Origin of the sequence: Algoriphagus litoralis, from assembly GCF_003259255.1 — a bacterium.
Classification (GTDB): Bacteria; Bacteroidota; Bacteroidia; order Cytophagales; family Cyclobacteriaceae; genus Algoriphagus; species Algoriphagus litoralis.
In genome coordinates, this window is the sequence record NZ_QGOL01000002.1 from 15,591 (window position 1) to 36,509 (window position 20,919).

The 20,919-nt window shown below is 42.8% G+C and carries 21 protein-coding genes; 12 read left to right on the top strand and 9 right to left on the bottom strand.

Annotated features, from left to right (window positions below):
- Nucleotides 1-506 precede the first annotated feature (506 nt).
- Together DK188_RS00015 and DK188_RS00020 are read right to left on the bottom strand one after the other, a co-directional pair.
- Nucleotides 507-1,091, bottom strand: a complete 585-nt coding sequence (locus DK188_RS00015; protein ID WP_111668733.1) for a hypothetical protein — start codon at nt 1,089-1,091, stop codon at nt 507-509.
- Between the two features lie 88 nt (nt 1,092-1,179).
- On the bottom strand, nt 1,180-1,749 hold the full coding sequence (locus DK188_RS00020; RefSeq protein WP_111668734.1) for an outer membrane beta-barrel protein: 570 nt from the start codon (nt 1,747-1,749) through the stop codon (nt 1,180-1,182).
- A 137-nt stretch (nt 1,750-1,886) separates the two neighbouring features.
- Here DK188_RS00020 and DK188_RS00025 point away from each other — a divergent pair, with 137 nt between their 5' ends.
- A complete protein-coding gene (locus tag DK188_RS00025; protein WP_111668735.1) occupies nt 1,887-3,500 on the top strand; it encodes a helix-turn-helix domain-containing protein in 1,614 nt (537 codons plus the stop codon).
- Nucleotides 3,501-3,509: 9 nt separating this feature from the next.
- Here the strand turns inward: DK188_RS00025 and DK188_RS00030 are convergent, their stop codons facing one another.
- Nucleotides 3,510-4,562: a DUF481 domain-containing protein gene (locus tag DK188_RS00030; protein ID WP_111668736.1), complete on the bottom strand. Its 1,053-nt coding sequence runs from the start codon at nt 4,560-4,562 to the stop codon at nt 3,510-3,512.
- A gap of 220 nt (nt 4,563-4,782) precedes the next feature.
- Between DK188_RS00030 and DK188_RS00035 the strand changes: the two genes are divergently transcribed.
- Entirely contained in the window at nt 4,783-7,188 is a 2,406-nt protein-coding gene (locus DK188_RS00035) for a S9 family peptidase (RefSeq protein ID WP_394335833.1), read from the top strand.
- A 51-nt stretch (nt 7,189-7,239) separates the two neighbouring features.
- On the opposite strand, the gene DK188_RS00040 is transcribed toward DK188_RS00035, so the two are convergent.
- Both DK188_RS00040 and DK188_RS00045 read right to left on the bottom strand, forming a co-directional pair.
- Nucleotides 7,240-8,433, bottom strand: coding sequence for an ATP-binding protein (locus DK188_RS00040; protein ID WP_111668738.1), 1,194 nt, complete (start codon nt 8,431-8,433; stop codon nt 7,240-7,242).
- Nucleotides 8,434-8,520: 87 nt separating this feature from the next.
- The gene (locus DK188_RS00045) at nt 8,521-9,303 is read right to left on the bottom strand and encodes an undecaprenyl-diphosphate phosphatase (RefSeq protein ID WP_111668739.1); all 783 of its coding nucleotides are present in this window, start codon (nt 9,301-9,303) and stop codon (nt 8,521-8,523) included.
- A gap of 139 nt (nt 9,304-9,442) precedes the next feature.
- Between DK188_RS00045 and DK188_RS00050 the strand changes: the two genes are divergently transcribed.
- On the top strand, nt 9,443-11,317 hold the full coding sequence (locus DK188_RS00050) for a mucoidy inhibitor MuiA family protein (protein WP_157963129.1): 1,875 nt from the start codon (nt 9,443-9,445) through the stop codon (nt 11,315-11,317).
- A 53-nt stretch (nt 11,318-11,370) separates the two neighbouring features.
- Here the strand turns inward: DK188_RS00050 and DK188_RS00055 are convergent, their stop codons facing one another.
- The 3 genes from DK188_RS00055 to DK188_RS00065 are packed head-to-tail and all read right to left on the bottom strand — an operon-like array spanning nt 11,371 to nt 12,990.
- Nucleotides 11,371-12,096 carry a tetratricopeptide repeat protein gene (locus tag DK188_RS00055; RefSeq protein ID WP_111668741.1) on the bottom strand — a complete coding sequence of 242 codons (726 nt, stop codon included), beginning with the start codon at nt 12,094-12,096 and terminating at the stop codon, nt 11,371-11,373.
- Between the two features lie 43 nt (nt 12,097-12,139).
- Nucleotides 12,140-12,427: a winged helix-turn-helix domain-containing protein gene (locus DK188_RS00060; RefSeq protein ID WP_198672941.1), complete on the bottom strand. Its 288-nt coding sequence runs from the start codon at nt 12,425-12,427 to the stop codon at nt 12,140-12,142.
- Nucleotides 12,424-12,990 (bottom strand): hypothetical protein, encoded by a 567-nt coding sequence (locus DK188_RS00065; protein ID WP_111668742.1) that lies wholly within the window; start codon nt 12,988-12,990, stop codon nt 12,424-12,426. Before DK188_RS00065 ends, DK188_RS00060 begins: the two co-directional genes overlap by 4 nt.
- Before the next feature lie 128 nt (nt 12,991-13,118).
- Between DK188_RS00065 and DK188_RS00070 the strand changes: the two genes are divergently transcribed.
- The 4 genes from DK188_RS00070 (at nt 13,119) to DK188_RS00085 (ending at nt 15,439) form a co-directional block, all read left to right on the top strand.
- Nucleotides 13,119-13,571, top strand: a complete 453-nt coding sequence (locus DK188_RS00070; protein WP_111668743.1) for a DUF1569 domain-containing protein — start codon at nt 13,119-13,121, stop codon at nt 13,569-13,571.
- Nucleotides 13,572-13,653: 82 nt separating this feature from the next.
- Complete coding sequence (locus DK188_RS00075) at nt 13,654-14,301, top strand: energy transducer TonB (RefSeq protein WP_157963130.1); 648 nt, start codon at nt 13,654-13,656, stop codon at nt 14,299-14,301.
- Nucleotides 14,302-14,349: 48 nt separating this feature from the next.
- On the top strand, nt 14,350-14,817 hold the full coding sequence (locus DK188_RS00080) for a copper resistance protein NlpE (RefSeq protein WP_111668745.1): 468 nt from the start codon (nt 14,350-14,352) through the stop codon (nt 14,815-14,817).
- Nucleotides 14,786-15,439: an energy transducer TonB gene (locus DK188_RS00085; protein ID WP_198672942.1), complete on the top strand. Its 654-nt coding sequence runs from the start codon at nt 14,786-14,788 to the stop codon at nt 15,437-15,439. The genes DK188_RS00080 and DK188_RS00085 overlap by 32 nt, the downstream gene beginning before the upstream one ends.
- Here DK188_RS00085 and DK188_RS00090 read toward each other — a convergent pair whose 3' ends face one another.
- The gene (locus tag DK188_RS00090; RefSeq protein ID WP_111668747.1) at nt 15,440-16,372 is read right to left on the bottom strand and encodes a hydrogen peroxide-inducible genes activator; all 933 of its coding nucleotides are present in this window, start codon (nt 16,370-16,372) and stop codon (nt 15,440-15,442) included.
- 199 nt (nt 16,373-16,571) lie between these two features.
- Between DK188_RS00090 and DK188_RS00095 the strand changes: the two genes are divergently transcribed.
- From DK188_RS00095 to DK188_RS00115, 5 genes are all read left to right on the top strand, one after another.
- Complete coding sequence (locus DK188_RS00095) at nt 16,572-17,882, top strand: Gfo/Idh/MocA family protein (RefSeq protein ID WP_111668748.1); 1,311 nt, start codon at nt 16,572-16,574, stop codon at nt 17,880-17,882.
- A gap of 23 nt (nt 17,883-17,905) precedes the next feature.
- The gene (locus DK188_RS00100; RefSeq protein WP_111668749.1) at nt 17,906-19,117 is read left to right on the top strand and encodes a redoxin domain-containing protein; all 1,212 of its coding nucleotides are present in this window, start codon (nt 17,906-17,908) and stop codon (nt 19,115-19,117) included.
- A 149-nt stretch (nt 19,118-19,266) separates the two neighbouring features.
- Nucleotides 19,267-19,698 carry a MarR family winged helix-turn-helix transcriptional regulator gene (locus DK188_RS00105; RefSeq protein ID WP_111668750.1) on the top strand — a complete coding sequence of 144 codons (432 nt, stop codon included), beginning with the start codon at nt 19,267-19,269 and terminating at the stop codon, nt 19,696-19,698.
- Nucleotides 19,699-19,705: 7 nt separating this feature from the next.
- A complete protein-coding gene (locus tag DK188_RS00110) occupies nt 19,706-20,128 on the top strand; it encodes an organic hydroperoxide resistance protein (protein WP_111668751.1) in 423 nt (140 codons plus the stop codon).
- Nucleotides 20,129-20,274: 146 nt separating this feature from the next.
- The gene (locus DK188_RS00115) at nt 20,275-20,883 is read left to right on the top strand and encodes an inorganic diphosphatase (RefSeq protein ID WP_157963132.1); all 609 of its coding nucleotides are present in this window, start codon (nt 20,275-20,277) and stop codon (nt 20,881-20,883) included.
- Nucleotides 20,884-20,919: the final 36 nt, after the last annotated feature.

A 20,919-nucleotide genomic window follows, 5' to 3' on the forward strand; every position in this document is an offset into this window, starting at 1 on the left:
TCAGACTTAGTATTATACCCAGCAAATCTATTCGCGTTACTATTTGGTCTACTAATTTTATTTCCATCGCTTAGCGAGTTGGCAACTTTTGAGGGTTCCCTATCTTCACCATCCTTTTTTACTGTACCACTTTCAAATAGAATTTCAGAAGTTATTACATCGGAATCAAATTGATTTATAATAGATGATTCCGCATCATTTACCGAAAATTGATCTTGATATATTTTATATTCATTTTGAATTTCTTCAACCTGACTTGAATATAAGTGAGCATTCTCTTTACTTATACCTATGACTGGGGAAGACAAAAAAAACATCATAAGATGCACAATTGCAAAAGCTCCCCTTCTAAAAGGAAAAAGGATACTTAAACCTAATTTCCCAAGATAAAAGTCCACCATATAATTTCAGTCTAAAACAAAATGAAAATAAAATATTTTATTGATTTTCAAGTGAAAATCAATTGAATAATTTGTTAAGTTATTAAATCAAAGAAGATGGCTTGGTCAAAAGGAAAACATCTCCTGACTCTCCCAATCCAGTAATTTTTCCAAAAGACTTATATCCCCCGAATACGCCGCCAAGACCGAAGGATTTGATGGATAGGATTGCCCATCAAACTTTACCAATCGATTTTTATCTCCGCTGTATAAAATCAGATCTTGCCATCCATTGGAGGACTCTTTTGCGACATAGACCGGATAATCGACCACAGAAAACTGGGTAATCACATCTCCTTGGTGAGAAGTTAAAATCAGGGTACATCCTCCGGAACCGCAGAAATAGGGTCCTGTCAACCCAATAAGTATTTCCTTTTTGCCGTCCTGATTCAGGTCTACTTGGGAGTATTTAAACTGCCTGCTTAACGTATCGATCCAGTCCTTTTCTAGATCTTCCTTGTATATATCCCGAAGGGTCATCTGGATCAATCGAATGTTATTTTCTTGATCATCTTGAGTATAGGAACCCTCCGTTGATTGTGAGGTAGAGACTTCTTCTGCAAGCTCCCTTGACTCAGTAGTAGTCGTTGGCTGATTTTGGCAAGCGGCAGTTAGTAAAAGTAAGACTGCCCAAAGTGCTGGATTTTTCATAGCTGATTTGTTTTTCGTAAAAACACCCAAAGCCTGATAATTCAGGCTTTGGGATGGGGTTGGTGGATTATGTGAAATTTTAATAGCATTAAAATCTAATACCTGCCGTGAGGAAAAACCCTTTGGTTTTTCCCAGGTCTATTTGATTGATATCAGTCTGTATATTACTCAGTGACCATTGATAGGAAGCATCGAGGTAAAAAATCGCAATATCTAGCCCTGCCCCAGCATGTACGCCCCATTGAGGGGATTCTACATCGTCTTTGTCCAGAAAATCACTGTTGGTACCCGTCACAAAATAGCCAGAACCTCCTCCGAAAACCCGGAGTCCAAAAGCTGAATCGGCATTACCCAATATCACCAATCCCAAATTTAAGGGCACTCTTACGCCGCTGTAGGTAGCATCACTGGCAAGGGTTCCATTTGGACCTGTGAATTCGAATGAGTTGGTTTGATAGAATACGCCAGGTTCGAAGTAAAACTTCTCACCAAAAGCCACACTCCCTCCGACTTGCCATCCAATTTGCCCAGAGGCATCTGCTCCTTTTCCGGTGACATTGGTTGAGTTAATTCCGATACCCGGTTTGATTTGAGTTTGGGCTTGGAGCCCAAAAGTCGCCATTCCGAGTAACGCGATTAGAGCAAATATTTTTTTCATGATGAGTGAAGTTTTCTATTTCCCACTCAAAATTTCGTCAATCCGATTTCAACAAAATTATTTTTAAGTTTTTATTCATAACAAGGCCTGTTTTTTTTATAAAATCTGTAATTTCCAATTGTAATTTTTAAAAATATATGCGAATTCTGATCCTAATTTGCACTTTGTTATCCCTGTCTACTTCCATCTTTGGACAGGACACACTGTTTATCAACAAACATTCTTTCGGCAGTCCAGTACAGAATGTTTTCAAAGGAAATGAGCAGGTTTATGTAAAAACAAGTAAGGCTGTTTATCTTTTGGAGGATCAAGATTGGAAGATTTTAGAAATGAAATTTTCCAAGCCCTATGTTTTCTATGATGGAAATTTTTATGAATCAGATTTCATCCCTGATGCCAAACTTTTTGATGTCGGACCGATGTCTGATCTAGTTCCCCAGCGGGGAAAATTCATCGCAACCGCCGTAAGGCAGGGTTCACGATTCTTTCTGGCGAGTGGCAGTGATTTATTTGAATATGAGATTCGGGATCACTACTCCAGAACCTATCCCAATCATTCGATAAGAGATATTTACATCGAAGACGGACTAAAATTCATCGCTACCTATTCAGGTATATATGTTAACGATTCAATAAAATTAGAGCAGCCAAATTATTCCAATGGACCTCTGACCAAAATAGACTCTATATACTATCTACCTTGGGATGAGGTAAGTCAATTTTTTCCACCTGACTCCATGAGCTTGATTCCCAATCGGAGCAATTCATTTACCGGAAAAGCACGAAAAATAATCCAGTTTAAGGGAGAACCCTATGCCATCTACACCAAATCATTATGCAGGATACTACCGGGATTTGAACTTCAATCCCTACACCAAGGGCTAGAGTACCTCGATTTGGAAGTTTTTGGAAATGCATTGGTTTTTTCTACTGTGGAAGGCCTAGTCCTCTCCCTTACTGAAAAATCACTGGACACACTAGCTCAAATTCCCTCTAAGATCAAAGATGTATATCCTGCTGGAGACTTCCTCTATTTAGCATCAGATGTGGGAGTATATCGGCTGAAAGGGTTGGATCCTTCTAGTCTAACCTTAATTGCCGAAATCCCTAAAAGCGTGATGGTAGGCGTAGACGATTTTGACAATCTTTGGATCGCTTCAGAAAATGGCCTTTTTGTTTGTTCAGATAAAATAAAAGAGCCGCTGAGCATTATTCCCAATGTGGAATTCAATCGAGAGGCCCTGCTTTTTTACGGGGAAAATCTATATGTAGGTGGAGTAAACGGCCTCTACACGCTCAACACTTACGAAATTACCAAATCCTATATTCCTCAGTTGCTCAATCAACTAGAAGCTCCAAAGAAAAATTCCGCGTTTTGGGTTTGGACCGCAGGTGTGATACTTCTTCTAGTCCTTGGTTTGGGCTGGTATCTACGTGGCAAGCCAAATATTTCTGAAACCATTTCGCAATTTCCCTCCAATAAAAAAGTGTGGGATTTGGATCAACTACAAAAACAAATTTTGTCCAATAAAATCCTGACTGTGGAGGCTTTAGCAGAATACCTGGGGACAAATCCCGTCCAACTCAATCGGAACTTCAAAAAGTTGGGCTCAACTCCGGGAAAATTTCTCAAAAAAGCCAAACTTCAGCAAGCCAAAAACCTACTGAAAGAAGGACAATCCCTGGAGGAAGTGGCCAAGTCTATCGGGTATTCAAGTAAATTCCTGAAAGACGAATTGGGCATCGCCTAAATGCAGGTATTAATATTTTTTCAAAGACCAGCCAAACTTCACAGAAAACACATAGTCTGTCTTGGCAGCTTCCACCTGAGGCTGGTTGTCGGTATTTAGGGTATATCGCAGCCCTAGGTAAAAATGGTTCAGGAATTTATACTTGATATCAAGGCCAAGATTACTTCGGATCCTTCCTGTCTCGCTTAAGCTTGGAAATAGGTTGGCATCCAAAATTGACTCCCAGCGGTCGGAGAATTTCCCATTGTAATGAGCCGAAACAAAGGATTCCGAACTACTAAAAACACTGGATGAAGTAGTGTAGATCTCCCTATTGGTCACCACCCCCCCACTCAGGGAAAGCGACTCATCCGATCGGTGTATGAAAATCTTGCCTACACCCAGGAATACGTTTCTTCTGAGATCCAGACTCTGTTCTGTGGAGGTGTAAAGGTTAAGCTTACTGGTAACAAACCACTCTTTGGGAAAAACATAAGTGCCTGCCAAAATTCCATTTCTCCAATAGTTGGACACTGAATCTACCGCACTGGAAAACGCGGAATAATCCCCCTGAAATACCCAGCGTCTGGTTTTATAAATTGCATTCACTCCAAGATTGGCAGAGATGGAATTATCTGCCTTTATCCTGTTGATCCCAAAGTCCAGTCCTAGATTCAGATGGTCGGTGAGCTTGTTTTTCTTTATTTCTGATACTCCAAAGACTTCCTTCGTTTTGAAAAACAAAATCGTATCCGAAGTTTGAATACCATATTGGCCCCGATGCAGGGAATCAAAGACTAAGCTTCCTTTCCAATCCCGATTTTTTACATCATTGACCAAAAACTGCTTGGAAGATTTGATCTGCACAAGTTCTGCAATTTTGATTTCTATGGCATCTTTTCTATACCGCACCTTCAATTTAAGTGATTCCAGATCTAGCCTATCGATCTTTCCTATCAATACGTCACCATATTTGGTGATCAACGTGTCCCCTTGGGCAAAAGACTGAGCCTGAATAAACATGCCAAAAATCAGGAGAAAAAGTCCCACTCTGGATAAAATTCCCATCTTAAATAGTATCATAAGGAATGAAATCTTTCTTATTATCCGAATTGCTCAAAAGCCAAAATAATCTGCAAACAAAACCATCTTACTTTTCTGCTTTCAATCTGAGATTCAAAATAAATAGTTTTATCAACCGCTCATTAATTTTTTTTTTCAACAACCTATCAATTGGTCATACATTGACCTCGAATAAAAAACGTACACCAACATGAAAAAATTAGTTCTAATCCATGTCCTGATGTTAATTTGGATGGGATGGCTAAGAAGCGAATCCTATTCGCAGACTACCTACCAAACTCCCCCTGCTTCGATAGCAGACCTTTTCAATGCGCCTGCCACGCCTTCGGTCTCGTTTAGCAAAGACGGATCAACGATGCTGATCCTCGAGCGCTCAGATGCACCGTCCATTGAAGATCTCGCCCAGCCAGAACTCAGAATCGGAGGTATTCGGATCAATCCTGCGACTTCTGGCCCGAGCCGATCTGGGAGTTTTTTCAATGTGAAAATCAAAAACACCCGAAGTGGTGAAGAAAACCAAGTGACCGGACTTCCGGATAATCCCAAAATGAGTGGATTTTCACTTTCGCGGGATGAAAAATTCCTGGCCTTCACTCAAACTGAATCCACCGGTAGTAGTCTTTGGGTGGTGGACATGGAAACGCTTGAAGCCAAAAAAATCACAGAGCCCATTCTAAATCAGGTCTTTGGAAATGCCGTATCCTGGATGCCTGACAACAGCATCCTCATCAAAGCTGTCAACCCCAAAAGAGGACAGATGCCCAAAGCACCAGCTGCACCGGCTGGGCCGATCATTCAGGAAACTTCCGGCAATGCTGCCCCGAGCAGAACATATCAAGATCTTCTAAGCAATCCACATGATGAGGCTGTTTTTGCCTATTTCATGGATTCACAGTTGATGAAAATTTCGTTGGATGGCACCAAAACCCCTATTGGGGCACCTGCGATGATCAAGTCCATGGACCTCAGCCCGGATGGCAATTATATCCTAGTCGAGACGATTAAAAAGCCCTTTTCCTACCTAGTTCCTGCCTCTAGATTTCCATACGATGTGGAGATCTGGGACAAAAGCGGGAAGAAAGTTAAATCCCTTGCACAGATTCCTTTGGATGAAAACCGCCCGACTGGTTTTGATGCGACCGTGGCCGGTCCACGAAATATCAGTTGGAGAGCAGACCAACCTGCCACCTTATACTGGGTAGAAGCCCAGGACGGTGGCGACGCCAAAGTGGACATTGAAGTGCGAGAAATCGTCTACACGCTCAAAGCACCATTTAGCGGTGAAAAACAAAAGCTGGCGAGTACAGCCTACCGCTTTGGAGGAATTGCCTGGTCAGATGAGACCTTTGCGATATTTTCAGAAAGATGGTCAAGAACCCGAATGGATCGAAAATCGGTGATCAATCCATCCGATCCAGCTCAGGCACCAAGGGTATTTATTGACCGATCCTCAGATGACATCTACAATGATCCCGGAGATCATGTTTTCACAACAAACGAACTCGGACAGCGGGTTTTGCTTCGCAAAGGTGATGTGGTTTTTATGACCAGTGAAGGAGGCTCGCCTGAAGGAAGTATGCCTTATTTGTCCACTTTTGACACGAAAACCAAAGAAGAAACGATCCTTTGGAGATCCCAAGCCCCGTACTACGAGCGTGTGGTCAAAGTGCTCGATGGAGAGGCAACTGAATTTATCACCCTAAAGGAAAGCACGGATATTCAGCCAAACTATTGGCTAGTCAATACCCGCAAAAGGATTGCACCCTTACAAGTGACCGATTTTGCACATCCGTATGAATCGATCAAAGGCATTCAGAAGGAATTGGTCACCTACAAACGAAAAGACGGCCTTAACCTTTCGGCCGTAGTCTATACGCCGGCAGGATACGATCGCACCAAAGACGGAACTTTGCCTGTGCTGATGTGGGCCTATCCCCGGGAATACAAATCAGCAGAAATTGCCGCTCAGGTAAGAGGATCCAAATATTCCTTTACGCGGATCAGCTGGGGTTCACCGATCTATTGGGTCACACGAGGGTATGCTATCATGGACCAGACTGAGATGCCGATCGTTGGTGAGGGCGATGAAGAACCCAACGACTATTTTATCGAGCAATTGGTCGCCAATGCTGAAGCAGCTATCGATCAAATCGTGGGAATGGGCATCGGAGATCGCAACCGAATCGGAGTGGGAGGGCATTCCTATGGGGCATTTATGACAGCAAATTTGCTTTCGCACACCAACCTATTCGCCGCTGGAATCGCACGAAGTGGAGCCTATAACCGGACTTTGACTCCATTTGGCTTCCAATATGAGCAGCGCACCTATTGGGAAGCGCCAGAGGTTTACTTCAACATGTCTCCGTTCTCTTATGCACATAAAGTGAAAACCCCGATCCTTTTGATTCATGGAGAAGCGGATAACAATTCTGGCACATTTCCGATCCAATCTGAGCGGTACTACAATGCACTCAAAGGTCATGGAGCTACGACCAGACTCGTTTTCCTTCCTCACGAAAGCCATGGATATGCTGCGAAAGAATCCGTCCTCCATACCCTTTGGGAAATGGATACTTGGCTGGAAAAGTATGTGAAAAATGCCAACAAACTAGAGGAAAAGAAGTAACGAATAAATTTGAAAAGCCCTGTCTGAAAACCGAAATCAGGCAGGGCTTTTTTAATACAAAAAGCCAAATACCCAAAGAGGAATTATATTCTTCACACCTATTTCAATATCATCTTTGACCAAAAAAGAATCGGGTAGGTATTTGATCTGAGAAGTGGTTTTGTTTTTTCCTCCAACCTCAAAAATCCATTTTTCATCGACAAGGAAATCACCCTTTTCTGCCAAATTAACGGTTGAGATGACCTTCATCTGATTGGAAAAGAATGTCTCCCGAATTGTTCCAACACTGACGTTTTCCTCTCCTAAAACATACAATAAATTTGAATTACTTAGGTAAAGCTTTTCAGGCTTTGTAAGTGCTCCAACCCCAGTATTCGACTTGTGCAGGATCTGCAAAATTCTGGCACGATCAAGCAATTCCAAAGCCCGGATCAAACTTGGTCTGGAAATTCCCGTCTTTTGACTAAGCTCTGATACATTAGGAGTAAATGGAACCGAAGTCGCTATGAGACGAATCAACTTCTTCAATTTGAAAATCATCTCGTAGTCCATATTCTCAACCGCCATCAGATCAACTTCCAGAGTCAACTGAACTGTCTTTCTTAATTTTTCGGGATAGATTTCTTTTCCTTCTTTGAAGAAAGGGTACACTCCCCATTTGGCATATTTTTGAAAAAGCGCCACTGGTTGAATGATTGGCATCAATTGGGCGCATATTCCTACATGGTCTTTGAGGAGTAGATCAATGGAAATAGCTGGAAAAGATATTCCGGTCTCCAATTCGATAAACTCCCGAAATGAAAGTTCCGGTAAAAGATAGCTCACTGCCCGACGGCTGAGGTCTGACTCGCCTTTGTAGATTTCCAGAATGGAAGAGGAAGTAAATACCACTTTCAACTCAGGAAAATCATCATAAATCAACTTAATTTCTCTGGACCAATTGGGATACTTATGGATTTCGTCCAAGAGCAAAACTCTTCCCCCACTTAGATAAAACTCTTCTGCCAGATCAAGAATCGAATTGCTTGTGAAATAAAGGTCATCTAGAGAAATATAAAGACTTGTCCCGTCTGCGCTCAAATGCTTTTTTGCATACTGGAGCAGTAGGGTTGTCTTACCTGCACCGCGCGCACCATTGATCGCAATCAGTCGTTGTGTCCAATCGATCTTTGTCAACAAGAAGCGACTAAAATCGAGAGAAACAGCCTGAATCTTAGCTTGGGAATTGGTGAGAAGCTTTTCCATTATGTAAATTACATTTTACACAAAGCTAATCATTTTGTAAATTGCATTTTACATTTTGTAATTATTTTTGTAAAATCAATTTCACAATTACCCCAAATCAGTACCCCACATAAAGATCAGAAACAAAATTCCTAAAGCGATTCGATACCAGCCAAATGCCGTAAATCCATGATTGGAGACGTACTTTAGGAATAACTTCACCGCAATCCAGGCAGAAATAAAGGCTACAAAAAAACCAACACCCAGCATCGTAATTTGCGCATTGGTGAACACCAACTCTGACTTGAGCAAGTCATAACCGCCTGCCGCCATCATCGTCGGCACGGCCAAAAGAAAAGAAAACTCCGTCGCCTGCTTCTTATCCAAGCCATTGAATACTCCACCGATGATCGTCGCAGCAGCTCGGGATGTGCCAGGAACCATTGAAAGACACTGGAAAAGCCCTATGAAGAACGCACTCTTGTACGTCATATCCTCTACTTCGGCCAAGTCGGATTTTTGATTGATCACCTTCTTGTCGATCAAAATCAGGATAACTCCTCCCAAGATCAGAGACACCGAAACCACAATCGGATTAAACAGGTATCCCTTAATGTAATCATACGCCAAAAGTCCCACGATCGCAGTGGGCACAAATGCCGCTAAGAGTTTCAGGTAGATGTCGATACTTTTGAAAAAGCGCTTGATGTACATCAGCGCAATCGCCAAAATCGCCCCTAGCTGAATGAAAACCTCAAACGTTTTGACAAATTCATCTTCATGAATGCCCATCGCCGCAGAGGCCAATATCATATGACCAGTAGAAGAAATCGGTAAAAATTCGGTCAAGCCTTCAATAATGGCAATGATGATGCTTTGAAAAAGAGTCATGCTGTAGTTTTTTCTCCCGCAAAACTAGCAATCCAAATTGGATGGGCGACCATGAATTCAGTTTTTGGTTCGATTTTTTTAGAACCCCTGTTGCCTTTTGATGAAAAAATTCGTTCTTTCTTCAACTAAACTTACAACTATGAAAAATGCGCTCATCCCATTTCTGATGTTGTTTTTTGTAGCTCAGGCATTCGGCCAAGAGCTCAAAGAAACTGCCCTCACTAGCAAAATTCAGGACGTCACGCTTTTCTTATCCGGAGCTCAGGTATTTGAAAATGCTACGGGTCAAATCCCTTCCGGAGAATCTGTGATTCTGCTCAAAGGACTTTCGCCCTATCTGGATGAAAAAAGCATTCAAGTCAAAGGTCAAGGAAATTTCACGATTCAGGCGGTAAACAAGCGGCTGGATTACCTCAGTGAAAAAGAAGTCGGAGAAAAAGTGAAGGCTTTGGAAGACCAAATTGAAGGGATCAGCAAAAGCCAAACGTTGGCACAAAACAGACTTCAGGTTTTGGCGACCAAATCGAGTTTGCTGACTTCCAACAAAGATCTCGGCGGGAGCCAAAGTGGACCAACCATGGCGGAATTGCGGGCGGCACTGGATTTTTTCGATGCCGAACTCACCAAAATCACTGCTGAAGAGCTGAAAATTAAAGCAGAAATCGGCGAGGGAGAGCGAAAGATGCAGCAACTCCGAAATCAAATCAGCGCAATGCAGGAGAGCCAAAACAAGTCCACTGCCGAGATTCGGATTCGTGTAAAAGCGCCTGCAGCAGGCACCGCCACTTTTCAGGTCAATTACCTCGTGGCCAATGCCGGCTGGTATCCCAAATACGATGTCCGGGTAAAAAATATCAACGAACCGCTCCAACTCACCTATAAAGCCGAAGTCTACCAAAACACAGGCGTGGACTGGAAAAACGTCAAGCTGAGATTCTCCAATGCCAATCCCAATCAAAGCGGTCAATCCCCAAATCTGGATAAATGGGAGCTGAACTATGCCCGCTACACTACGGTCAATAAGTTTGCGGTTCCTCAGACACCGGGTACCGTAAGTGGAGTGGTCATGGATGAATTTGGAGATCCTTTATCTGGAACCACCGTCTTGGTCAAGGGAACTACATTGGGCACGGTCACTGATACGGAAGGACGATATTCATTGACGCTGCCTGCAAATGCTCAAAGTTTGTTGTTTTCTTTTATCGGATATGCTAGTCAGGAAGTTCAAATCCAAGGCAGATCAAATCTGAGTGTCAGTTTAATTGAAGATACTCAGATGCTTCAGGAAGTTGTTGTGACAGGTTATGCATCATCTCCAAAAAGAGAACTTACAGGTTCTGCTACTACAGTGAGAGGTAGAAATTCAATGGAAGCAGCGCCGCTGATCACATCATTTATTGAAAATCAAACCACCGTAGAAATCGAAGTAGCGGAACCCTACTCGATCAAAACCAACGGAGAGCGGACTTTGGTGGATCTGAAGGGGTACGACATTCCGGCGACCTACCGCTATACTGCCATTCCCAAACTGGACAAAGACGCCTTCCTGATCGCAGAAATCGCCGAATGGAATCAATACAGCCTGCTCGAGGGCGAAAGCAATTTGTATTTCGAAGATGGATTTGTAGGCCGATCAATCCTGAATGCTGCGGCACTTCAGGATACCCTCCAAGTATCCATGGGTCGCGATCGATCTATTGTAATGAATCGTGAAAAAGTGGACCAGTTCTCCAAAAAACGAACCATCGGCTCCAATATCACCGAAAGTCGAGGCTATGAAATCACACTGAAAAACAACAAATCCCAGGCGGTGACTTTGCTCGTCAAAGACCAAATCCCAGTCTCTGTCAACTCCAGCATCACCGTCACTTCTGGAGAATTGAGTGGGGGGAAGCTTGATCCACAGACAGGAATCTTGACATGGGAGATCACCCTAGCTCCCGGGGCACAGCAGAAGCTATCGCTTCAATATGAGGTCAAGTATCCGAAATCTGAGCGGATTATCCTCGACTAAAAAGAAAAGCAGCGGCCACAGACCGCTGCTTTTCACTTATACAACCTCTTAAATTAATTCAAATCGGCAAGAAGGCCCTTACTCACCCAATGGAAATTAGGCTCTAGCTCCAGTGCCTTTTCCCAAACTTCTCTGGCCTCAGCCTTCATTCCTTTTTCCTGATAAATGATGCCAGTCCAGGCCAGATTGTCGAGATACATCCAGTTATCGGTGTCCTGTTTTTGCTCGAATAGTTTATTGGATTGAAGGAAAGCGGCAAGAGCCTTATCCTGATCTCCTCCCCACATCTCAGGGGTGAAGTATTGGTTCCCGGCATACATCTTTTGGACAAGGGCTGAACTAGGGGCACCTTCCAAAGCCTCCTCCATCAAATCTGAGATTTTGCCACCAAGAAGCATTCCCCGCCAAGGACTGTATGCGATCTTGAATCCATAGACCGAAGCAAGCATCGCCTTGGCCTCAGCGCTGTATTTTCTGTCTTTGGCCAATTCCTCCAAGCGAGATTCCAAGTCATCGTAGTATGCGTCGAACAGCTTTTCATCCTGATCTTTCATCGTGGCATTGAGCAGACCATATTCCGTCAGGGCAAGCTCAAATAAGTTTTCTGCACTGGGATTGGCTTGGTAGGTTTTGGTAGCCAAGGCCACATTGGACTTCCAGCTGCTCTTGTTTTGTTCCAAATAGGCCTGATAACTGAGCCGCTTGAGATCCTGAGGAAATCTCATCGCGGTAAGGCTAAACATGATCAATAATGCAAAGATTTTTGAATTGGTTTTCATGACGTAAATTGGTTTATATTATAAACTAAATGGACAAAATTTTTTATGAAATGTAGTTTTTAAGATTTTCCACGTAATCTTCAAAGGCTTTCACGCCCAGCGAGGTAATACTACAAGTGGTCAGTGGACGCTTATCCCGAAAGGACTTCTCGATTTTGATATAGCCGGCCTTTTCCAGCTTATCCAACTGTACACTCAAATTCCCCGCAGTGGATTCGGTTTTTTCTTTGAGAAAGGTAAATTCAGCCTCATCCAATCCGATCAGCAATGACATGACTGCCAGTCTGAGCTGAGAGTGAAGTAGCGGATCGAGTGGTTTGAATGTGCTCACGACTTTTGATTTTTCAAGTAATAACCCGGGATTAAATATCCTAGAACCATGGAAATACCTGCAACCAAATATTGATCGTCAATAGGCAAAGTAAATCCAATGATAGCGCCGATTGCCAAAATAATTCCCCCAGCTTTGACGACTTTGACCCGAATAATCGACCCAGTTGCAAAAACTCCAATGGCACCCAAAAGGAGAATGATCGGATTATGGCGAAACTCCAAGACGGGCATAAAAGTAAGGACGATGCACATCGCTACAAAAATCCCGATCCACAATTGCGCAAGAAACTCATCCAGATGGGTTTTTATGCGTGATTTTCTCCTTTTTTTCCATTCATGCCCAAAACTCCAAATGATGGCAGGAATGATCAGCAACCAAACTATATGAGGCTGATCAAATCCCAGCTTTATCAGCACATAGTGACCAATATTACACAGCGCCACCACCCAGCCCCAAAGGAGCAACTGAAAGCTGCCATCCCCTGCAGCCTCTTTTTTGGCCTGCCGAATCATCGAAGTGATCAGGGCCAGGGATTCTTTACTGTTGAGTTCTTTTTCCATTGATTCGTATTTGTAACTGTTCAACGATACAAATATAAATAGGTTTATTTTATAAACTACTTTACATGAAAATTTTTCCAAAATTTTTTTCTTCTTTCTTACCTTACCTAATATAACCCCCACTTGCGATGAAAAACATATTTGATCCTCTCATCACTTCAGAGCTGATCTCTAGAATTAACCAACTACAGCCAGAGTCTCCTGCCCTTTGGGGAAAAATGGCAGTAGACCAAATGCTTGCTCACTGCTGTATAGCCTATGAAATGGCCTTTACCAATAAACATCCAAAGCCAAATACACTAATGCGTTTTTTGCTGAAAGCATTTGTGAAAAAAGGCGTAGTGAATGAAGTGCCATATCCCAAAAATTCCCGAACCGCCCCAGTATTTATCATAGCGGACCGAAGAAATTTTGAAGAGGAAAAGTCAAGACTGATTAAATACCTGGAACATACCCGGGATTTGGGTAGGGATCATTTCGAAGGAAAAGAGTCCCTTTCCTTTGGCCCGATGACTTCTCAGGAATGGAATAATCTATTTTACAAGCATTTGGATCATCATCTGACACAGTTTGGGGTTTAGCTCCGATCCCATTTCAACTAAGTACTTTGATTTTTGTGAAAATTTTCTTGTGGCGCATGGCTTTGAATACTTACTTTATTGGATGACTAAATTCAAATTTGCTCCACTACTTTTCATGTTATTGCTCGCTACTGCTGAGCCACTTTTTTCCCAAACCAAAAATCCTGAATTATTACATTGGGAAGCTTTGATTAGCCGACAGCTTAGCTATCCAAAAGAAGCAAGAATGGCTAAGAAGGAAGGACTGGTAGTAATCTCACTTGCAACCGATTCTGATTCTAACCTCATCGAAATCAAATTGGTGAAAAATGGCGGCAAACATTTCGATGACCAATCCCTTAAAGCGGTGGAAAATGTTCGGGATCTCTGGACGGATAACATGATTGCGGACCGAAAGCCAGGAGAAATCTACCTTTTAGTTTTCAATTACTTTTTTCTCCAAGAGGGAAGCACAAAACAAGATCAAATCAATTCGGCAATGAACTTAATTCAAAAAGGGAAACCTGAAAAAGCATTGAAAATTGCAGAAAGAATGGTAAGTGATAACCCCTATGATGCCACAGGGCTACAACTTCGCTCCCAGATCTACCGTCAGCTAGGCCAAGAGGAAGCCGCTACAACTGATTTAATTGCATATCAGGAGATACAATGCAAAGTCCTAACACAAATCGATATCAAAGTATATCAGATGGTCAGCACCCAATCGGTGTCAGGAACGATTCGATATTGACCTTCAAGAACCGTTTTTCTATCTTTAAACTTGACAAAATCCCAGGCTATGAAAAAGTCCCTATTTCTAATTTTAGCATTAGCCGCTTTTCAATTTGGCTGCAATAAGGCAACTGAGACTGGTACTGAAAGCGCTGAAATCAATTCGGATACTACAGAAACTGCACAAGCCCCACGGACAGGCGACAATTCCCAAACTTCGTTGGATTGGCCTGGAACCTATTTCAATACGCTTCCATGCGCCAGTTGTGAAGGCATCGAGACTTGGGTCACCCTGAATCAGGACGGCACATTTGAATTGAAAACCAATTACCTCGGCCTCAATGATGCTCGGGAGGAAACCTTCACCGGCAAGTTTACTTGGGACCCAACAGGCTCTATGGTGCAGTTGGAAGGCCTAATCGGTGATGCACCCGGCAAATACAAAGTCGGTGAAAACCAAATCTGGCATCTGGATCAAGAAGGAAATCGTATCGAAGGTTCGCTTGCAGAATTCTACATTCTCAAAAAACAATAGATTAACACCTAATTCTTTCCTTGATCAAATGAATTGTTCCCTACTCTCAAAAATTCTATTTATCCCTATTTTCTTAAACTTAGCCATTTTCACTTTGCCACAGAAGTTTGACGTGATGCTCTCTCAAACATTAAAATACCCAAGAGAAGCACGAGAGCAAAAGATTGAGGAAATAGTTTATGTATCCTTAGATATTGATGAAGTTGGGAAAATGAGGTCATTTGAAATCCTGCAATCCCCTAATCCAATTCTTTATAAGGAGGTAGTAAGATCCTTCGATTTGATTCAAAAAACTTGGAAAAAACAATTATTGGAAGAGAAAAAATTTAATCAGAAATACTTGGTTGTTTTAGAATTCAACCTTGCTAGGGACTATTCCTTGGTTCACAATTTGTTTAAGCAGGCAAATGATGCCATGTCCGTAAAAAACCAAGAATTAGCCCTCAGCCTACTTGATCAATGTATTTCCCTTAATCCTTATAACGAAATCTATTTCTCTACCAGGTCCAATCTTTTTAGAGAAATGGGAAATCTTGAAGCAAGTCAGCAGGATTTTTTAAGAGCCAGAAAACTCAAAAACGAGCTACTTTCACACATAATTATAACCGGATATTCTCTTTAATTACTTGAACCTGACAATTTTCCCATGCGCTTTCGAAGTCATCTCCTGAGGAATAGAGGCGGTGATCTCATTGTAGAGCAATTCGACGAGTTTTTGCTTCAGAAAGCTTCGGTTTAGAATAATGCTTACCTCACGGATCGGAGCTGATCCGGCAAATGGTCTCAACCGACTTCTCTCCTCCAGAGACAGCCCATGCGTGGCTAGTTCTGGCAAAAGCGTCACCCCTTGATAGCGATTGACCATATTTCGCAGTCCTTCCAACGAGCCACTTTCGTAGTGGAAATTTTTGTGTCCAGCCATGCTTTGATCACAGAAGCTGATCACCTGATCTCGAAAGCAATGGCCCTGTTGGAGAATCCAGAGTTCTTCAGATTTCAATTGCTCAGCTCGGATTTCTTTTTCTACAAGCAGGGGATGATGCTCTGACAGGTAGACATAAAACTTCTCGTAAAACATCGGTTTCTCCACTACCCCGGATTCGTCCAGCGGTGTGACAATGATCCCCAGATCCAACTCGTCATTTTTCAGCTTTTTGACAATCTCCTCGGTGATCATTTCCTGTACTTCCAACTTCACGTTTGGGTACTTTTCCAAAAACCTCCGGATAAAAAGATGCAATAAATATGGCGCCAAGGTTGGAATGATGGCCAACTTGATCGTGCCGGAAATATCCCCTTTCAGCTGCGCGACCAATTCCATAATCCCTTTACTTTCTGACACTACTTTCTTGGCCTGAGCAATGATTTGTACCCCGATTTCTGTAGGAATTACCGGCATTTTACTCCGATCAAATAGGATCACTCCAAGCTCCTTTTCCAGCTTGCTCAGCTGAGCACTCAGGGTCGGTTGAGTCACAAAACAAGATTCCGCTGCATGACCAAAGTGGCGTTGCTTGTCCACAGCGATCAGGTATTCGAGTTGTTGAATAGTCATTCATATAGAAAATATCTATGAAGATAGACAAAGTGCCAGAAAATTTCGATCACGAAAAGCCAAATTTCTCAGCAATTCGACCATTAGTATCTCTCGATACAGATTTGATCAAATAACAGATTAAATATTTCGCTCCCCTTCCAAAAAAGGCTAATTTCTCACCTTAGTTCACTGAAAATCAAGAACCCAAAAACCTATCATGAGTAAATCATCCATTTCAAGAAGAAAATTCCTCGGAGCTGGTCTCATGACCACCGCAGGACTTGGCTTAATTCCCAGCCTTGGTTTTGCCACATCTGCTACCCCGTTATTTAATGTTGCCAATGAACGAGTACGGCTTGGATTCATCGGCGTTGGCAGGCAAGCTATGGGATTGCTCAATAATTTTATGCGAATTCCAGGAGTGGAAGTAGTAGCAGGAGCTGATGTCTATGCGATCAAGCGGGAACGATTTGCACTGCGCGTACAAAAGAATATGACCGAAGCTGGCAAAACTTATGTAGCACCCAAACTCTATGAAGACTACCGCGAGCTTCTCGCAAATCCTGAGGTTGATGCAGTCGTGATTGCTTCTCCGGATCATTGGCATGCCATCATGGCTATCGATGCCTGCAAGGCCAAAAAAGATATTTATTTAGAAAAGCCCCTCACGTTTACTATCAAAGAAGGACAGGAATTGGTCAAAGCAGTCCGTGCCCATGGAATAGTCCTAGCAGTAGGTAGCATGCAGCGCGCCGCGGTCAATTTCCAAACCGCTGCGATGCATATACAAAAAGGTCGATTGGGGAAAATTTCGCAGGTACTAGTCCATGTCGGAGATAACCCGCACCCAAAGCCTTACGATCTTGCCGAGGAAACAATCCCAGGTGGATTAAATTGGGAAAAATGGCTCGGCCCAATTCCAAAATTGCATTTTAACGATCTACTGAATCCCGGCATTTCCCTAAATCCGGATAAAAATGAAGCAGCTTGGGGAGCTTGGAGATGGTACAAGGAAACCGGCGGAGGCTTGATGACAGACTGGGGTGCGCACATGATCGATGTGGCACAATGGGGACTCAGTATGGATCGAAATGGCCCAGTAGAAGTCATCCCTGGATCAGGAGATAAGCCGCTCACTTATCGCTATGCTGACGGAGTAGAAATGTTGATAACTAAGTTTGATGAAGGAAGACAGGGAGTCAAATACATTGGTGAAAACGGATGGATTAAAGTTTCCAGAGGAAATTATGACAGCTCCATCAAGGAACTTGAAATTGGCAAGGAACCTGAAAATTTCAGCTTTGGAGCGCATCATGTGGATTTTATTGATTCGATACGGAAAAGAAAAGACCCGATCGTCCCGGTCGAGATCGGACATAGCACCTGTTCAGTTTGCACGATCGGAAATATCGCCGCTGACCTAGGAAGAACACTGAAATGGGACCCCATCGCACAGGTATTTTCGGATGATTGGGAAGCTAACACGAAGCTTCACTATACCTATCAAAACGGTTATACCTTAACTTGAATCAAGACTTATCCACATTCACAATGACACACCCAATTCAAAGAATAGTTGCAGCGGCATTCTACTTATCCACAGCTATTCTCTTTTTCCAATGTGGAAAAAGTTCAGAATCAAGCGAGACTTCATTAGCAGTGAATGCTGAGTCCTTTGTACCTAATCCCCAAGTCGTATCCGAAAAACCAATCGGAAAACTGGCAATTGGGGATCAAGCTCCTCCTTTTAATCTCCCTGATTTGGAAGGAAAATTCCGAACATTGGATGACTATGCAGATGCAGATGTACTGGTCATCAACTTCACTTGCAACCATTGTCCCACTGCACAAGCCTATGAGGATCGATACATCAGCTTGGTCAATGAATACCAAGATAAATCAGTTGCCTTGATCGCCATCTCTACCAATAGCCCGATTGCCGTTTTACCAGAAGAATTGGGCTATACAGACTTGGGAGATTACTATGAGGAAATGAAAATCCGGGCCGAGGACAAAGGGTACAATTTCCCTTATCTCTATGACGGTGACACCCATGAGTTTTCACTTGCCTATGGTCCAACAGCCACACCACATGTGTTTGTTTTTGACAAAGATCGAAAGCTTACCTATTCCGGTAGAATTGATGCTTCAGAAAAGCCAGGGACAGGCAATTCTGAGGATCTTAGAGCGGCAATTGAAGCAACGCTGAAAGGTCAAGCCTTGCCTGCAGAGTCAGCTCAAACACCGGCATTCGGTTGCTCTATGAAATGGGCCTGGAAAAACGAATACACCATCAAAACCAATAAAGATTGGGCAGAAAAGAAAGTTACTATCGAGAAACTGGCTCCTGCTGGCTTAGCTGATTTGTTGAAAAATGATACTGACGAATTGTTGTTGGTCAATTTCTGGGCGACTTGGTGTGGGCCTTGCATCATTGAGTATCCTGAATTTGTAACTATACAGCGGATGTATGGAGAGCGGGATTTTCAGTTTGTGTCCATCAGTATGGACACTCCGGATCAGGCGGATAAAGCATTGAAATTCCTCAAAGGAAAAGCTTCAGCTCTGCCCAATTACATCATGGACACTGAAGATAAATACGAGGTGATCAAGGTAGTGGGTGAAGATTGGGATGGAAGTCTGCCGATTACATTACTTATCGAACCGGGTGGGAAGGTAGCCTATCGGGTCCCGGGAACGATAGATGCTTTAGCCTTAAAGAAAGCAATCGTGGATCATCCCATGATTGGGCGATACTATTAGGATTTTCGATTTTAAAATTACGACTGTAACCTAGAGCTTCCAGATTAAAAAAAACTCAAAGCTCTCCTCTGTTTACTGAAATCTGAGACTGCCAACTTGCAATTAGGATTGGAAACAAGTAGATTGTATTCAATCCTAATTTTGCATCTATGACCCATTCAGATTTCCCGATTATCGCCCTTTCCAGAAATTTGTATTCTAGCTCAAGGCTGTTGATTCAAAAGATTCAGCTGACTTTGAATGAATTTGGACTGACTTATCCACAGTTTTTGGTGCTCGCTATTCTTTGGGAAAAGGATGAGTTGAAAGTCCATGAGTTGGGTAAAGAGCTTAGTCTGGATTCAGGCACATTGACACCCCTCTTGAAAAAGCTCGAAAGCCAAAATCTACTCAAACGAAAGCGGGGAGAAGCAGACGAACGTACCGTAGCCATCCATCTGACCTATCCTGGAAAATCGCTTCAAGCCAAAACCTTGGACGCCATTAAAAAGTTAGAAAATGAGTTGGGGGACGAACTCGGTAAAGAAGTCCAAAAACTATTACCCTCAATGGAGGGACTTTTAACTAAACTATCCAAATAAAACCAAAATGGAAAAATTAACTGTTGACTACACCGCTGTAGCGGTAAATACTGGAGGAAGAAAAGGTCATGTGAAGACTGATGATGGTTTGCTGGACTTCGATGTAGCGATGCCAAAAGAAATCGGCGGAGAAGGAGGCAAAACCAATCCGGAGCAACTTTTTGCTGCTGGATATGCGGCTTGTTTTGGAGGAGCATTGGCCGCTGTGGCCGGTAAGACTAGTCTTCGGGATTCTAAGATCAAAGCCAAGGTCCACTTAGGACATTACGGCCCCGACAGCTTTGGTTTGGGAGTAGATATCGAAGTCAAAATCCCCCATGCAGATTCTTTGGAGCATGCCCAGCAACTTGCAGATGCTGCCCATCAAGTTTGTCCCTATTCTAAGGCAACAAGAGGAAACATTGAGGTGACGGTAAAGGCGGTTGAGTAGGTATTTCATTCAGATATTTTCTACGTTATTAAAAAAGGCAAGCAAAAACTTGCCTTTTTTGTGTTTAACTGGGCGATTACTATTCATTATTCTCGAAAGCGATTCTCAAAATGCCTTTTCGGTTTTCAATTCAAAGTCTTCGTATCATGAAAGAATCCCTTCATCTTTTTCTGTCTTTTTTTCTTCTTTCCGCATGCGTTGGTGGAAAAACCCATCTCGTGAATGATACCCCCATTTACTCCGAAGCAGGCTTTTTGCAAGCAGTCGTTGAAATTCCCGCAGGGACAACGGCAAAATATGAGGTCGATAAGTCAAGTGGCGCAATGACCTGGACTGAAGAAAATGGGAAACCAAGAGAAGTCAATTACCTAGGCTACCCGGGTAATTATGGTTTTATCCCTCAGACGCTTTCACCAAAAGACCAAGGTGGAGATGGAGATCCACTTGATGTAATTGTACTCGGAGCAGCTGTCGAGAGGGGAAGTTTAATCCAAATCAGAATTGTCGGCGTATTGAAGCTCAAGGATCGGGGGGAGCAAGACGACAAACTGCTTGCAGTTCCTTTGGGAGGCGCTTTTGAAAAGGTAGAAACCATCGAGCAGCTTCAGACAGATTTCCCTGGTGCTATGGAAATCATCACGATTTGGTTTGAAAACTACAAAGGCCCAGGAATGATGAGGCTAGAGGAAATCGGTGGTACAGATCTATCAAATCAAATCTTAGCTGAAGCAATTGAAGCTTTCAAGGAGAAGTAATCCTTTTCAAGAAATTTTTATTTGGTCGTATTCAGA

Excerpts from the sequence above, each read along its gene's own strand:
- DK188_RS00015 (WP_111668733.1), bottom strand. The coding sequence starts at position 1,091 with ATGAAAAATCCAGCACTTTGGGCAGTCTTACTTTTACTAACTGCCGCT.
- DK188_RS00020 (WP_111668734.1), bottom strand. The coding sequence starts at position 1,749 with ATGAAAAAAATATTTGCTCTAATCGCGTTACTCGGAATGGCGACTTTT.
- DK188_RS00025 (WP_111668735.1), top strand. The coding sequence starts at position 1,887 with ATGCGAATTCTGATCCTAATTTGCACTTTGTTATCCCTGTCTACTTCC.
- DK188_RS00030 (WP_111668736.1), bottom strand. The coding sequence starts at position 4,562 with ATGATACTATTTAAGATGGGAATTTTATCCAGAGTGGGACTTTTTCTC.
- DK188_RS00035 (WP_394335833.1), top strand. The coding sequence starts at position 4,783 with ATGTTAATTTGGATGGGATGGCTAAGAAGCGAATCCTATTCGCAGACT.
- DK188_RS00040 (WP_111668738.1), bottom strand. The coding sequence starts at position 8,433 with ATGGAAAAGCTTCTCACCAATTCCCAAGCTAAGATTCAGGCTGTTTCT.
- DK188_RS00045 (WP_111668739.1), bottom strand. The coding sequence starts at position 9,303 with ATGACTCTTTTTCAAAGCATCATCATTGCCATTATTGAAGGCTTGACC.
- DK188_RS00050 (WP_157963129.1), top strand. The coding sequence starts at position 9,443 with ATGAAAAATGCGCTCATCCCATTTCTGATGTTGTTTTTTGTAGCTCAG.
- DK188_RS00055 (WP_111668741.1), bottom strand. The coding sequence starts at position 12,096 with ATGAAAACCAATTCAAAAATCTTTGCATTATTGATCATGTTTAGCCTT.
- DK188_RS00065 (WP_111668742.1), bottom strand. The coding sequence starts at position 12,990 with ATGGAAAAAGAACTCAACAGTAAAGAATCCCTGGCCCTGATCACTTCG.
- DK188_RS00070 (WP_111668743.1), top strand. The coding sequence starts at position 13,119 with ATGAAAAACATATTTGATCCTCTCATCACTTCAGAGCTGATCTCTAGA.
- DK188_RS00075 (WP_157963130.1), top strand. The coding sequence starts at position 13,654 with ATGACTAAATTCAAATTTGCTCCACTACTTTTCATGTTATTGCTCGCT.
- DK188_RS00080 (WP_111668745.1), top strand. The coding sequence starts at position 14,350 with ATGAAAAAGTCCCTATTTCTAATTTTAGCATTAGCCGCTTTTCAATTT.
- DK188_RS00090 (WP_111668747.1), bottom strand. The coding sequence starts at position 16,372 with ATGACTATTCAACAACTCGAATACCTGATCGCTGTGGACAAGCAACGC.
- DK188_RS00095 (WP_111668748.1), top strand. The coding sequence starts at position 16,572 with ATGAGTAAATCATCCATTTCAAGAAGAAAATTCCTCGGAGCTGGTCTC.
- DK188_RS00100 (WP_111668749.1), top strand. The coding sequence starts at position 17,906 with ATGACACACCCAATTCAAAGAATAGTTGCAGCGGCATTCTACTTATCC.
- DK188_RS00105 (WP_111668750.1), top strand. The coding sequence starts at position 19,267 with ATGACCCATTCAGATTTCCCGATTATCGCCCTTTCCAGAAATTTGTAT.
- DK188_RS00110 (WP_111668751.1), top strand. The coding sequence starts at position 19,706 with ATGGAAAAATTAACTGTTGACTACACCGCTGTAGCGGTAAATACTGGA.
- DK188_RS00115 (WP_157963132.1), top strand. The coding sequence starts at position 20,275 with ATGAAAGAATCCCTTCATCTTTTTCTGTCTTTTTTTCTTCTTTCCGCA.